General features: G+C 71.8%; 12 protein-coding genes and 1 rRNA gene. 7 read left to right on the top strand and 6 right to left on the bottom strand.

Annotation, left to right across the window (positions count from 1 at the left end; all coding sequences use genetic code 11):
- Positions 1–33 precede the first annotated feature (33 nt).
- Positions 34–2865, top strand: coding sequence for a pyruvate dehydrogenase (acetyl-transferring), homodimeric type (gene aceE, locus KVF89_RS12695; protein WP_372497904.1), 2832 nt, complete (start codon positions 34–36; stop codon positions 2863–2865).
- Positions 2866–2914: 49 nt separating this feature from the next.
- Here aceE and KVF89_RS12700 read toward each other — a convergent pair whose 3' ends face one another.
- Positions 2915–3916, bottom strand: coding sequence for an SLC13 family permease (locus KVF89_RS12700; RefSeq protein WP_257425926.1), 1002 nt, complete (start codon positions 3914–3916; stop codon positions 2915–2917).
- Between the two features lie 6 nt (positions 3917–3922).
- Positions 3923–4921: an alpha/beta fold hydrolase gene (locus KVF89_RS12705; protein ID WP_257425927.1), complete on the bottom strand. Its 999-nt coding sequence runs from the start codon at positions 4919–4921 to the stop codon at positions 3923–3925.
- A 136-nt stretch (positions 4922–5057) separates the two neighbouring features.
- Between KVF89_RS12705 and KVF89_RS12710 the strand changes: the two genes are divergently transcribed.
- From KVF89_RS12710 to KVF89_RS12730, 5 genes are all read left to right on the top strand, one after another.
- On the top strand, positions 5058–6239 hold the full coding sequence (locus KVF89_RS12710; protein ID WP_257425928.1) for a PucR family transcriptional regulator: 1182 nt from the start codon (positions 5058–5060) through the stop codon (positions 6237–6239).
- 127 nt (positions 6240–6366) lie between these two features.
- A complete protein-coding gene (locus KVF89_RS12715; RefSeq protein WP_257425929.1) occupies positions 6367–7314 on the top strand; it encodes an ACP S-malonyltransferase in 948 nt (315 codons plus the stop codon).
- On the top strand, positions 7311–8312 hold the full coding sequence (locus KVF89_RS12720) for a beta-ketoacyl-ACP synthase III (protein WP_257425930.1): 1002 nt from the start codon (positions 7311–7313) through the stop codon (positions 8310–8312). Before KVF89_RS12715 ends, KVF89_RS12720 begins: the two co-directional genes overlap by 4 nt.
- A gap of 69 nt (positions 8313–8381) precedes the next feature.
- A complete protein-coding gene (locus KVF89_RS12725; protein ID WP_141799363.1) occupies positions 8382–8627 on the top strand; it encodes an acyl carrier protein in 246 nt (81 codons plus the stop codon).
- 38 nt (positions 8628–8665) lie between these two features.
- Complete coding sequence (locus tag KVF89_RS12730; RefSeq protein ID WP_257425931.1) at positions 8666–9916, top strand: beta-ketoacyl-[acyl-carrier-protein] synthase family protein; 1251 nt, start codon at positions 8666–8668, stop codon at positions 9914–9916.
- 163 nt (positions 9917–10079) lie between these two features.
- On the opposite strand, the gene KVF89_RS12735 is transcribed toward KVF89_RS12730, so the two are convergent.
- Together KVF89_RS12735 and KVF89_RS12740 are read right to left on the bottom strand one after the other, a co-directional pair.
- On the bottom strand, positions 10080–10577 hold the full coding sequence (locus KVF89_RS12735) for a DUF3145 domain-containing protein (RefSeq protein ID WP_257425932.1): 498 nt from the start codon (positions 10575–10577) through the stop codon (positions 10080–10082).
- Between the two features lie 209 nt (positions 10578–10786).
- Positions 10787–11707 (bottom strand): alpha/beta fold hydrolase, encoded by a 921-nt coding sequence (locus KVF89_RS12740; RefSeq protein WP_257425933.1) that lies wholly within the window; start codon positions 11705–11707, stop codon positions 10787–10789.
- A gap of 56 nt (positions 11708–11763) precedes the next feature.
- On the opposite strand from KVF89_RS12740, the gene KVF89_RS12745 reads away from it, so the two are divergent.
- Entirely contained in the window at positions 11764–12375 is a 612-nt protein-coding gene (locus tag KVF89_RS12745; RefSeq protein WP_257425934.1) for a hypothetical protein, read from the top strand.
- A gap of 18 nt (positions 12376–12393) precedes the next feature.
- Here the strand turns inward: KVF89_RS12745 and KVF89_RS12750 are convergent, their stop codons facing one another.
- Together KVF89_RS12750 and rrf are read right to left on the bottom strand one after the other, a co-directional pair.
- Positions 12394–13371, bottom strand: a complete 978-nt coding sequence (locus KVF89_RS12750; RefSeq protein WP_257425935.1) for a tetratricopeptide repeat protein — start codon at positions 13369–13371, stop codon at positions 12394–12396.
- Between the two features lie 91 nt (positions 13372–13462).
- A 5S ribosomal RNA gene (gene rrf, locus KVF89_RS12755) occupies positions 13463–13579 on the bottom strand.
- Positions 13580–13582 lie beyond the last annotated feature (3 nt).

The raw sequence follows: 13582 nt of genomic DNA on the forward strand, positions 1-13582 counted from the left end.
GGTAGATTTTCTGCCCATCGAGGAGGTGCAACGATGGGGTACGTGACCTCCGACACCCACTCCGACGGCACCACCCCGGCCGTACGCGCGGCGTCGACTCCCTCGGTCATCCACGAGGGACTGCCGACCCAGCTGCCCGACATCGACCCCGACGAGACCCAGGACTGGATCGACTCGTTCAACGCGCTGGTCGACGAGCGTGGCCGCGAGCGCGCCCGCTACGTCATGCTGCGGCTCCTGGAGCGGGCCCGCGAGGCCCAGGTCGGCGTGCCCGCGCTGCGCAGCACCGACTACATCAACACCATCCCGCCCGAGCGCGAGCCGTGGTTCCCCGGTGACGAGGACGTCGAGCGCCGGATCCGGGCGTTCATCCGCTGGAACGCCGCGGTGATGGTCTCCAGTGCCAACCGCAAGGGGCTCGAGGTCGGTGGCCACATCGCGACCTACCAGTCCAGCGCGAGCCTCTACGAGGTCGGCTTCAACCACTTCTTCCGCGGCAAGGAGCACCCGGGCGGCGGTGACCAGCTGTTCATCCAGGGTCACGCCTCCCCGGGCATCTACGCCCGCGCCTTCCTCGAGGGCCGGCTGAGCGAGGAGCAGCTGTTCCGCTTCCGCCAGGAGGTCCAGCACGGCAAGGGCGCCGGCCTGCCGTCGTACCCGCACCCGCGGCTGATGCCGGACTTCTGGGAGTTCCCGACGGTCTCGATGGGTCTCACCGGCATCAACTCGATCTACCAGGCGCGGTTCAACCGCTACCTGCAGAACCGCGGCATCAAGGACACCGGCCAGCAGCACGTCTGGGCCTTCCTCGGCGACGGCGAGATGGCCGAGCCCGAGTCGCTCGGCGCCATCCGGATCGCGGCCCGCGAGGAGCTCGACAACCTGACCTGGGTCGTCAACTGCAACCTGCAGCAGCTCGACGGCCCGGTGACCGGCAACGGCAAGATCATCCAGGAGCTCGAGGCCAACTTCCGCGGCGCGGGCTGGAACGTCATCAAGGTCATCTGGGGCCGTGAGTGGGACGCCCTGCTCGCCCGCGACGTCGACGGCGTCCTGGTCAACCAGATGAACTCCACCCCGGACGGCGCGTTCCAGACCTTCTCGGTCGAGAGCGGCGCCTACAACCGCGAGCACTTCTTCGGTCCCGACCCGAGGCTGCGCGCGATGGTCGAGCACATGAGCGACCGGCAGATCGAGAAGCTGCCCCGTGGCGGTCACGACTACCGCAAGGTGTACGCCGCGTTCGACGCGGCCACCAAGCACGTCGGCCAGCCGACGGTGATCCTGGCCCACACGGTCAAGGGCTGGACGATCGACGCCCTCGAGGGCAAGAACGCCACCCACCAGATGAAGAAGCTGACCCAGGACGACCTCAAGAAGTTCCGCGACCGGCTCTACCTGCCGATCAGCGACCGGGACCTCGAGTCGGCCTATGCGGCCACGGGCGCCGCGCCGTTCTTCCACCCGGGCGCGGACTCCCCCGAGATCGAGTACATGATGGAGCGACGCCGTCAGCTCGGCGGGTCGATCCCCCGGCGCATCGACCGCTCGACGATGCTCACCCTGCCCGGCGACAGCGTGTACGCCGAGCTGAAGAAGGGCGCCGGCAACAACAAGGTCGCCACCACGATGGCCGCCGTCCGGCTCCTCAAGGACTGGATGAAGGACCCGGGCATCGGGCAGCGGATCGTCCCGATCGCGCCCGACGAGTACCGCACCTTCGGCATGGACGCGATGTTCCCGTCGGCCAAGGTCTACGACCCGCACGGCCAGCAGTTCGAGTCCGTCGACCGCAACATGCTGCTGCAGTACAAGATGTCAGCGCAGGGCCAGATGCTCCACGAGGGCATCTCCGAGGCCGGCGCGATGGCCTCGGCGACCGCCGCCGGATCGGCGTACACCACACACGGTGAGCCGATGATCCCGTTCTACATCTTCTACTCGATGTTCGGCTTCCAGCGGACCGGCGACTCCATCTGGGCGATGGCCGACCAGCTCGCGCGCGGCTTCCTGATCGGCGCCACCGCCGGCCGGACGACCCTCACGGGCGAGGGCCTGCAGCACGCCGACGGCCATTCCCCGCTGCTGGCCGCCACCAACCCCGCGATCGTCCACTACGACCCCGCGTTCGGCTACGAGGTCGGGCACGTGATGCGGGCCGGCCTGGAGCGGATGTACGGCGCCAGCGCCGAGCACCCGCGCGGCGAGGACGTCATCTACTACATCACCGTCTACAACGAGCCGGTCGCGCAGCCTGCCGAGCCCGAGGGACTCGATGTGGCCGGGCTGCTCAAGGGCATGTACCGCGTCAGCGAGGCCGGCGGCGGCCCCGACAGCAGCGGCCCGACCGTGCGCCTGCTCGCCTCGGGCGTCGGCTTCCCGTGGATCGAGGAGGCCAAGCGGATCCTCGCCGAGGAGTGGGGGGTCCGGGCCGAGACCTGGTCGGTGACCTCGTGGAACGAGCTGGCCCGCGACGGCATCGCGGCCGCGAAGTGGAACCTCCTCCACCCGGGCGAGGCCCACCGGACGCCGTACGTCACCGAGGTGCTGGCCGGCGGCGACGCGGCCCAGGCACCGGTCGTGGCGGTCTCGGACTACATGACGGCGGTCCCGCTGCAGATCGCGCAGTGGGTGCCGGCGGACTACCACGTCCTCGGCGCCGACGGCTTCGGCTTCGCCGACACCCGGCCCGCCGCGCGTCGTTTCTTCCAGGTCGACGCGCAGTCGGTGGTCGTCCAGGCGCTCGCCGCGCTCGCCGACGCCGGCGCGATCGACCCCGGCCGGGTCAAGGATGCCGTCGAGCGCTACCGCATCGACGACCCGACCGCGGTCTCCGGCGTGCTCCAGGAGGGCGGCGACGCCTGACCTGGTCCCGTCGTCAGACGCCGTCCGGCCCGGCGGCTGACGACGGCGGTCACAGCCAGCCGGCGGCGACCGCCCCGCGGGTGACGACCAGCAGGACGAGCAGGAACACGACGTTGACGGCGGTGAACAGCCGCAGGAACCCGCCGGTCTCCCCCGGCCGCAGCGCGGCGTACTGCCGCAGCGTGATCAGGCTCGCCAGGGACGCGACGATCGTGCCGACCCCGCCGATGTTGACACCGACGAGCAGCTGCGCGTGCTCGGCGGTGAAGGGCGCCGCGAGCACCGCCGTCGGGACGTTCGACAACACCTGGCTGGCCAGCGCGCTCACCAGCAGCGGGTCGGCGGCGAGCAGCCCACCCAGGGCGGAGGCGACGCTCGGCACCTGGGCCAGGGCCTCGGCGACCACGAAGAAGAGGGTGAGCACCCCGAGGAGGAGGTAGTCGACCTTCACCAGGGCCGACCGGTCGGCGACGAGCAGCACAGCGACGACGCCGAGGCCGGCCCACCACGGCAGCACCCGCAGCACGATCGCGACGGTCACCGCGAACAGCGCGAGGTAGAGCACGGTCCGGCCGACCACCACCCGGTGCGGGAAGCTCACCGGCTCGTGGGGGGTGCGTCGTACCGGCAGGCAGGCGAGCACGATCAGGACCGCGGACGCCGCGAACGGCAGCGCCATGATCCGCAGGAAGTCGCCGATCCCGAGCGCGTAGTGCTGGTAGAGGTACAGGTTCTGCGGGCTGCCGAAGGGCGTGATCATCCCGCCCAGGTTGGCCGCGACCGTCTCCATCACGAAGACGAACGCCAGCAGGTCGTCGTTGCCGGTCGCACGCAGGGTGAGGGCCGTCAGCGGCAGCAGTGTCAGCAGCGCCATGTCGTTGGTGATCAGCATCGACGCCGCGAGCGTCAGGAGCACCAGCCCGAGCACCAGCGAGCGGCGCGTGCGCAGCAGGCCGACGATGCCCTCCGCGACCGCGCCGAAGAAGTGCACGGCATCCAGCGCGCGGACGACCGCGAGCAGGCAGAAGACGCTCGTGAGCGTGGTCAGCACGGACGCTCAGGCAGGGGTGACCGCCTCGTCACGGGCCTCGTCACGAGCCTCGGCGGCGGCGACGGCGGCCAGCGGGCCGAGCGGTGCCGTCGCGCCGGCCTTGAGCATCCGCCGGAACCGCGCCCGGTTGTACGACGCGGGCTCGGTCGTGGAGATGAAGTCGTCGAGCAGCCGCACGAACTCCTCGGGGTGGTCCTTGTGCGGGAAGTGGCCGGCGTCCGCCAGCACGTCCACCCGGACGTCGGGGGCCAGCGCCCGGGCGTTCTCGGCGTGCGCGACCGGGATCACCTGGTCCTCGACGCCCCACAGGACCGCCATCGGCATGGCCTCGCTGAGGTAGGCGCGGTCGGACATGGTCACGATCTGACCGCGCCAGTCGATGACGGCCCGGACCAGGTGGCGGATCGCGAACCGGGTGCGCCGGTCCTTCCAGGACTCGACGATGTCGGCGATCTCGTCGAGGTCGCGGGTGTACTTGCGCAGGGGTCCGAACGTGAGACGACCGGACGCCGTACGCAGGGCGAAGGTCTCGACATGGCGGATCCCGGGCAGCGTCAGCAGCCCGACGGCCCGGAACCAGCCGGGGACCTGGATCAGCCTGATCATCGGCGTCACCTCGGGGCCGAGACCGCCGGTCGACACGAGCATCACCCGCTGGGTGCGCTCGGGGAACTGGTAGGCGAACTGCATCGCGACGCCGCCGCCGAAGCTGTGGCCGACGACCGTGACCTTGTCGATGCCGAGCACGGTGAGCAGGTCACGCATGCCGTTGGCGTATCCACCGAGCGTGTAGTCGGCTCGCGGCTTGTCGGACAGCCCGTGCCCGAGCAGGTCCGGCGCGATCACCGTGTAGCGCTCGGCCAGCTCGTCGATCACCGAGGCCCACGTCGTGTGGTCGCACGCGAGCCCGTGCAGCAACAGGACGGCAGGGCCGGAGCCCTTGCGGACGTACGCACGGCGCTTGCCGTGCAGCGTGACGTACTGGACGTCGTCCCCCACCGACATCACCGCGCTCCCTCCGCGATCGGCTAGCAGGTGCTTACTCCTGCTAGCAACGGTGCACGATTCAACCATGTGGGCCGATCCCCCGACACCCCCGCCTCGGCGTCGTCGCCGGGGCGGGGCGCAATAGGCTGGCGTCATGTCCCCCACCGGTTCGGCGCAGCGGGTCGAGGCCACCCGGCAGCTGCGGGCAGCCACCGGCTCCCTGAGCACGGCGGCGACCTCGCGGATGGATGCCGATCTGCCCTGGTTCCGCGACCTGAGCGCCGAGGAGCGGTCGTACGTCGGGATGATCGTCCAGGCGGGTGTGAAGAGCTTCGTGGACTGGTTCGCCGATGGCGGCGGGGCCGACCCGCAGGACCACGCGCTGGTCGGCCAGGTCTTCGGCGCCGCGCCGCGGGCCATGGCCGGCACGGTCGACCTGCACCAGACCGTCGAGCTGATCAAGCTGACCATCGACGAGGTCGAGGCCAACATCGAGCGACTGCTCGCTCCCGAGGTGCTCCCCGACGTGCACGCCGCCGTCCTGCGCTACGGCCGCGAGGTCGCTTTCGCCACCGCCGAGGTCTACGCCCGCGCGGCCGAGGTCCGGGGTCGCTGGGACGCCCGCCTCGAGGCGCTCGCCGTCGACGCCGTGCTCCGTGCCGAGACCGACGAGGCCGTCCTGTCGCGCGCCAGCGCGGTCGGCTGGTCCTCGCGCGGCGAGGTGGCCGTGGTCGTCGGCACTGCTCCACCCGAGGCGTCGGGCGCCGCGACCGGGGTCTTCGATGACGTCCGGCGCGCGGCCCGGGAGCACGGCCTGGACGCGCTCAGCGCCGTGCAGGGCCACCTGCTCGTCGTCATCCTCGGTGGTGTCGACCAGCTCGAGAAGGACGCGAGCTCCGTCGCCCACCTGTTCGGCGAGGGCGCGGTCGTGGTCGGCCCGACCGCGGCCGACCTCGCCCACGCCCACCTCTCGGCCCGGGTCGCGCTGGACGCGCTGCGCGCGGCGGTCGGCTGGCCGGACGCACCTCGGCCGGTCTCCGCCCACGACCTGCTCCCCGAGCGGATCCTCGCCGGCGACGCTCTCGCCCGGCTCGAGGCCGTCGACGACGTCTACCGCCCTCTCGACGACTCCCGGGGCGAGCTCGTCGAGACCCTCGTGGCCTACTTCGCCAACGGCGGCGGCATCGAGGCCACCGCCCGCTCGCTGTTCGTGCACGCCAACACCGTGCGCTACCGCCTGGGCCAGATCGCCGACCTCACCGGACTCACCCCCTCGGTCCCCCGTGACGCACTCACCCTCCAGCTCGCGCTGGTGCTGGGCCGACAGGGCGGCTGAGCCGGCCGGTTCCCTCACCAGCCCGGCCACGGTCTCGCCCGCCTTGTAGGACTCCCACAAGGTCGGGCCGACAAGTTCGTGGACGGTGCAGGCGCGGTCCTCACCACCCGGACGGCAGGCTGGAGGTGTGCTCGTGATCGTGGCCCCCGGACAAGGCGCGCAGACCCCAGGCTTCCTCTCCCCATGGCTGGAGGACCCGGCCGTCGCGGCATACGTCGACTGGCTCTCCGCTGTGGCCGGGCTCGACCTGGCCCACTACGGCACCGCGGCCGACGAAGACACCATCCGCGACACGAAGATCGCGCAACCGCTGCTGGTCGCCGCCGGCCTGGTCGCCGCCCAGCGGCTGGCCGCCTCGGCAGGCGCGGTCGCCGGGCACAGCGTCGGTGAGATCACCGCCGCCGTCGGCGCCGGCGTGATCACCGCCGAGCAGGCCATGGTCCTGGTCCGGGAGCGGGGCAACGCGATGGCCGACGCGGCCGCCGTCACCCCGACCGGCATGACCGCCGTCCTCGGCGGTGACCGGGACGGCGTCCTCGCCGCGATCGCCGCCCAGGGGCTGACGGCCGCCAACGACAACGGCCCCGGCCAGATCGTCGCCGCCGGAACGACCGAGCAGCTCGCGGCGTTCGCCGACAACCCGCCCCAGGGCGCCCGGCTGCGCTCGCTGTCGGTCGCCGGCGCGTTCCACTCCTCGCACATGGCGCCCGCCGTCGACCACGTGGCCGGCCTCGCCCGGTCGGTCTCCGTCCACGGCGCGCGGACCCCCTTCATCACGAACTCCGACGGCACCGTGGTCCGCGACGGCCGCGACGCGCTGGACCGGATCGTGGGCCAGATCGCCCGCCCGGTGCGGTGGGACCTGTGCTTGGAAACGATGGCCGACCTGGGTGTGACGGGCATCCTGGAGCTGCCGCCGGCCGGCACCCTGACCGGCATCGCCAAGCGCTACTTCCGTGGTCGCGACCTGAGCGTCGAGACCCTTGCCCTCGCCGGCCCCGAGCAGCTCGACGAGGCCCGCGCCTTCTGCGAGCGGCACGCCGCGGCCGCCCACCCCGAGGTGGTGCCCGCATGAGCGGCCTCCAGGTCGAGTCCCTCTCGGCGCAGGCCGCGATCCTCGGCGTCGGTGCCTACCGGCCGATCCGCGTGGTTCCCAACGCCGAGATCGTCGACGCGATCGACTCCAGTGACGAGTGGGTCCAGCAGCGCTCGGGCATCCGCACCCGCGGGATCGCCGGTGAGTCCGAGACGGTGGTGTCGATGTCGGTCGAGGCGTCGAAGCTGGCGCTGGACCGCGCCGGTGTCGACGTGCAGCAGGTCGACGCCGTCATCGTCGCGACCGTCAGCCACCTGATGCAGCTGCCGTCCGCCGCGGCCATGATCGCCCACGAGCTCGGCGCGGCGCAGCCGGCCGCCTTCGACATCTCGGCCGCCTGTGCCGGCTTCTGCCACGGCGTCGCCCTCGCCAACGACATGGTCCGCGGCGGCACCGCGCGCCACGTGCTGGTGATCGGCGTCGAGAAGCTCTCCGACATCACCGACCCCACCGACCGCGGGTCTGCCTTCATCTTCGCCGACGGCGCGGGTGCGGTGGTCGTGGGCCCCGCCGACCAGCCCGGCATCGGCCCGGTCGTCTGGGGGTCCGACGGCGAGCACTACGACCACATCAGGTCGCGCCGGGACTGGAAGGAGGTCGTCGCCTCCGGTGACCTCCGTCAGGCCGCGATCACGATGAAGGGCAGCGAGGTCTTCCGGTGGGCCTCCTACGGGATGGCGAAGGTCGCCCAGCAGGCCCTCGACCGGGCGGGGATCACCGTCGACGAGCTCGACTGCTTCATCCCGCACCAGGCCAACAACCGGATCACCGACGCGATGGCCCGCTCGCTGCGGCTGCCCGACTCCGTACGGATCGCCCGCGACATCATCGACGCGGGCAACACCTCGGCGGCCTCGGTCCCAATGGCGCTGGACCGGATGATGGAGGACGGCGACGCGAAGTCCGGCGACGTCGCGCTCCTCATCGCCTTCGGCGCCGGCCTGTCGTACGCCGCGCAGGTCGTCGTCATCCCCTGACGGGCCTCGGCGCCCGCCCACGTATCCGCACCACCCAGCACACCCATCAACCACGGGAGAACACGAAGAATGAGCACCGAAGAGATCCGCGCCGCCCTCGCCGAGATCGTCAACGAGGTCGCCGGCATCCCGGCCGACAGCGTGCAGCTGGACAAGTCCTTCAGCGACGACCTGGATGTCGACTCGCTCTCGATGGTCGAGGTCGTCGTCGAGGCCGAGGAGAAGTTCGGCGTCACCATCCCCGACGACGAGGTCAAGAACCTCAAGACCGTCGGCGACGCTGTCGCCTACATCGAGCGCAACCGCGCCGCCTGATCATCTGATCCACTGACTCACTAGGGAGACCGACAGCCATGTCCCGCACTCGTGTCGTCGTCACCGGCCTGGGCACCACCAGCCCGCTCGGCGGCGATGTCGCCAGCACCTGGGAGGGCCTCCTCGCCGGTCGCTCGGGGGTCCGCCCCCTCGGCGACATGGCTGACGGTCTCCCCGTGACCATCGGCGCCACCGCCGCCGTCGACCCCGCCGAGGTCCTCGACCGCGTCGTGGCCCGCCGCCTCGACCGTTCGTCGCAGTTCGCGCTGATCGCGGCCCTCGAGGCCTGGGCCGACTCCGGGCTGGAGGCCGCCCGCGAGTCCGGCGCCCTCGACGGCGACCGCTTCGGCGTCGCCTTCGCCTCGGGCATCGGCGGCGTGCACACGCTGCTGTCCAACCACTCGGTCCTGCTCGAGAAGGGTCCGCGCCGGGTCTCCCCGATCGCCGTCCCGATGCTGATGGCCAACGCCCCGGCCGCGACCATCAGCCTCAAGCTCGGTGCGCGTGGCCCGGTGAACACGCCGGTCTCGGCCTGCGCGTCGGGCAACGAGGCGGTGTCCCTCGCTGCCGACCAGATCCGGCTGGGCCGGGTCGACGTCGCGATCGCCGGCGGCACGGAGGCGGCGATCCACCCGCTGCCGATCGCGGCCTTCGCGAACATGATGGCGCTGTCGAAGAACGACGGCGACCCGACCAAGGTCTCACGTCCGTTCGACACCGGCCGCGACGGCTTCGTCCTCGGCGAGGGCGCCGGCGCCCTCGTGCTGGAGTCGCTCGAGCACGCCCAGGCCCGCGGCGCACGGATCTATGCCGAGGTGCTCGGCACCGGCATCACTGCCGACGCCCACGACATCGCGCAGCCCGACCCCGCCGGCCGTGGCGGCGCCCGCGCCATCCGCGCCGCCGTCAAGGACGCCGACGTGTCTCCCGGCGACATCGCCCACGTCAACGCCCACGCGACCTCGACCCCGCAGGGCGACGTCGCCGAGTCGCTGATGCTGCACGCCGTACTCGGCTCGGCCGCCGACGACCTCGTCGTCTCGGCCACCAAGTCGATGACCGGACACCTGCTCGGCGGTGCCGGCGCGCTCGAGGCGGTCGCGACGGTCCTCGCGATCCACCACCGGACCGCGCCCCCGACGATCAACCTCGACGAGCAGGACCCTCGGGTCGAGCTCGACGTCGCCACCAAGCCGCGCGACCTGCCGCTCGGCGACATCGCAGCCATCAACAACTCCTTCGGGTTCGGCGGCGCCAACGTAGCCGTCGTCTTCGGGTCGCCCTCCTGACGGAGGCTCTCGCTGCCGCGATCCCAGCGCCTCACCGCGCTCCTCGTTCCAGGGCCGTTGGAACACCTCCCGTCCAGCGGCCCTGACTTCGGATTGCTCCCCCAAAATGAAGGCGCCCCGGCTCGACTGAGCCGGGGCGCTTTCGGGTTGCTGCGGTGCGTGCTCAGACCACCTGGTGCAGCCAGCGGACGGGAGCACCCTCGCCGGCATGCCGGAAGGTCTCCAGCTCGTCGTCCCAGGGCTTGCCCAGGAGCTTGTCGATCTCGTTCTCGAGCGTGACCTCGCCGAGCGCGGCACGGACGACGGACGCCTTGAGCCGGTCCTCGGGGATCATGATGTCGCCGTGCAGTCCCATCACGGCGTGGAAGACGCCGAGGTCGGGCGTGTAGGAGAACCGGGCGCCCTCGGTGGACGAGGTCGGCTCCTCGGTCACCTCGAAGCGCAGGTGGTTCCAGCCGCGCAGCGCGGAGGCCATCTCCGCGGCCGCACCGACCTTGCCGGACCACGAGAACTCGGCGCGGTAGGTGCCCGACTGCGCCGGCTGCGGCGTCCAGTCGGGGTTGACGGGCACGCCGAGTACGCCGCCCACCGCCCACTCGATGTGCGGGCACAGCGCGGACGGCGCGGAGTGGACGTAGAACACGCCCCTGGCTGCACTCATGCTTCCGGTCACCACGAACCCTCGCTTCTTCCTACCTCCGGCGTGAGATACGCCTTCCCCAGCGGTCTCGACGGAGGTGTCGGAGTCGCGAGCGTGTGCGGGCACCGCCTGCTGAGTGACACCTGTGATGTTGTGCTCCCATTGTGGCCCATGGGACGGCCCGACACCAGCGCCACGTCCGCGTGTCCGGCATCACCCGCCCGGCGTGGTCAGGCGCCGAGAGCGAGCAGCTCGGCCAGGACCGCTCGTCCGATGCCCAGACCGCCCAGATGGCTCTCGCCGTCGATCGTGGTCATGGTCGCGTCGGGGAGCCGGTCGACGCAGTGCTGACCGTGGCGGAACGGCACGATGTGGTCGTCGTCGCCGTGCCACCAGCGGACCGGTACGTCGACCTCGGCCAGCCCGAAGCCCCACTCGCGGGTGAAGAGCAGCAGGTCGGCCAGCGGGGCCGACGTCTGGAACCGACTGCCGTTGAGCAGATCGTCGAGGAACATCGCCTTGAACTCCGGGCGTCCCAGCAGGTTCCGGTCGCCCGGGGGCTGCACCGCCGCGTAGAGGTCCAGCGCCGGGCCGGCCAGCGGCCTGACCGTGCGGATGGCGCCGGTCAGGGCCACCCCCAGTGGCACCCGGGCGAGTGCCAGGAGCGGCGCGGCGTGCACGGCGAGCTGGATGATCCCACCCTCCGCCGCGTCCGGCCCGCGCGTGGGCGCCACTCCCCCGAGCACACCGACCCCGCACACCCGCTCCGGCAGCGCTGCGCCGGCCGCCAGCGCATAGGGGCCGCCACCGGACAGGCCGATCACCCGCAATGTCTCGACCGCCAGGGCGTCCAGCAGCAGCGTGAGGTCGGCGACCCAGTCGACGATGTTCTCGTACAGGTGCGGCGTCGAGGACCCGATGCCGGGACGGTCGATGCCGATGATCCGGACACCGGCCTCCTCGGCGTACGCACGGGCGTCGACGGGGATCTGACGTCGCGCCCCGGGCGTGCCGTGCATCCAGACGACGGCCGGACCGCGCGGCGACCCGTACTCCGCGAAACTGAGCCGCCGGCCGTCGCGTACGGCGACGCTGCCCTCGAGGGTGGGGCGCCTGGGCTGCTCCGGGATGCGCGGCGCCGGGAACGTCATGCGCAGGAGTGTGACAGGTGCGACACGTGCCGCTGCCGGTGTCCTACGCTTCGGCCATGACCGACGGAGGAACCGCGCCCAGCAGCGCGCCCGCACCGGGCCGACGTCGCGCCGTACGCCCCGGACGACAGCGCTCCGGCGACGGCCTCGGCACCCCGCGGGTTCCGCGGCCGTCGTTCCAGTCGCGCGGCTGGCGCATCGGCCTGCTCGCCGTGGCTCTCGCCCTCGTCCTGACCTGGCTCGTCTGGTACGCGACGACACCGGAGCGGCTGCCCGTGACCAAGAAGGTCGTCAACGCCAACGGTGTCGTCGGGACACCGCTGTATGTCGGCATGTTCGCCGCGCCCTCCGACCTCGGCCGGACCATCCGGATCTCCGGGGTCAGGGTCCGCACGACCAGCGACGTCAAGCTGGAAGTCACCCCGCTGCTCTGCCGCCGTGGCACGATCGGGGTGACCACCCAGCCCGAGCAGTTCTGCAGCGACCTGGTCAATCCGGAGGGACAGCGCCTCGTCGGCGGGGACTCGATCGTGGTGAAGGTCGAGTCCGCCGAGGCCGCCCTCGCCGTGGTCGACCAGGTCCGGATCGCCTACCGCGAGGACATCCGGTGGGACACCCAGCCGGCGGGCCACCAGCAGGCGATCGTGACGATCGCCGGGCGACCCTGAGCGCGCCCGGCGGGTTCGTCACTCCCGCTCGATGCGCTTCTCCAGCGCCTCGGCACGGTCGGCCGCGTCGGTGATCTCCTCGGAGTCGATCGCGTTCGTCTTGTGGAACCAGGTCAGGGCGTCGTTCAGCCGCCCCGCCTCCTCCAGCGTGTCGGCGTAGGCGTAGCGCAGTCGCGCCACCCACGACTCCCGGCTCTTGCTGTTCAGCGGCGCCACCTCGAGGGTGCGCAGCGCGGCGTCGAGCTGTCCCAGGTCCCGACGGGCCCCCGCCTCGACCAGCGTCATCTCCGCCTTGGCTGCGGGGACGAACTTCACGACGGACGGGCTCTTGGCGAGCTCGAGCGCCCGGGTCGGGTTGCCGAGCGCGCGATGACAGTCCGCCATGATCGGCAGGTACGCCGTGGCACCGTTCATCCGTTTGGCCGCCCGGAGCTCGGCGAGCGCCTCGGCGTAGTGGCCGGCGGCGTAGGCCGCCTCGCCGACGGCCTCACGGACCACCGCGATCCGCGGCGCGCGCGCCTTGGCAGCCAGCGTGTGCTGGTAGGCGGTCTCCGGATCATCGTCGACCAGCTGGCCGGCGGCAGCCATGTGCCGCGCGACGCGCGCCGCCAGCTTCTCCGGGAGGCCCTTGAGGTGGGCCCGGACCGAGGCGCTCAGCTCCGCGCCGCTGACATCCTCGGGCAGCGGAGGGCCGTCGTAGACCGCCTGCTTCTCCGTGCGATCGGCACCGTCGAAGCGAGGCTTGCGATCCGACTCCGCACGCGGCCCACGCCGGTTGTCCGATGCCGGCTTCCCCCCGCCGTGGCCGGCGGGCTTGCGGCCGCCCGGGGGCTGGCGTTCGCTGCTCGGCTTGCGGTCGTAGGGCTTGCGGTCGTCGCCACTCCTGCCGCCACCGCTCCGGGCGCTCGTACCCTTCCGGGGAGCACCTCCCTGTCGGGGGCCGCCGCCCTTCCGGGGAGCGCCCGCGCCGTCACGACGGCCACGCTGGTCTGCCACGTTGTCTCCTGGGAGTCGAGGTCGCTATTGAGGAATCTAGGTGCAAAACAGCGTAGGGGCCACCCGATGGGTGGCCCCTACCTGAATGTTTGTCCGGCGGCGTCCTACTCTCCCACATCCTCGCGGTTGCAGTACCATCGGCGCTGGCAGGCTTAACTTCCGGGTTCGGGATGGGACCGGGTGTTTCCCTGCCGCTATGGCCGCCGTAACT

Origin of the sequence: Nocardioides carbamazepini, assembly GCF_024614185.1 — a bacterium.
In the GTDB taxonomy this organism is placed as follows: Bacteria; Actinomycetota; Actinomycetes; order Propionibacteriales; family Nocardioidaceae; genus Nocardioides; species Nocardioides carbamazepini.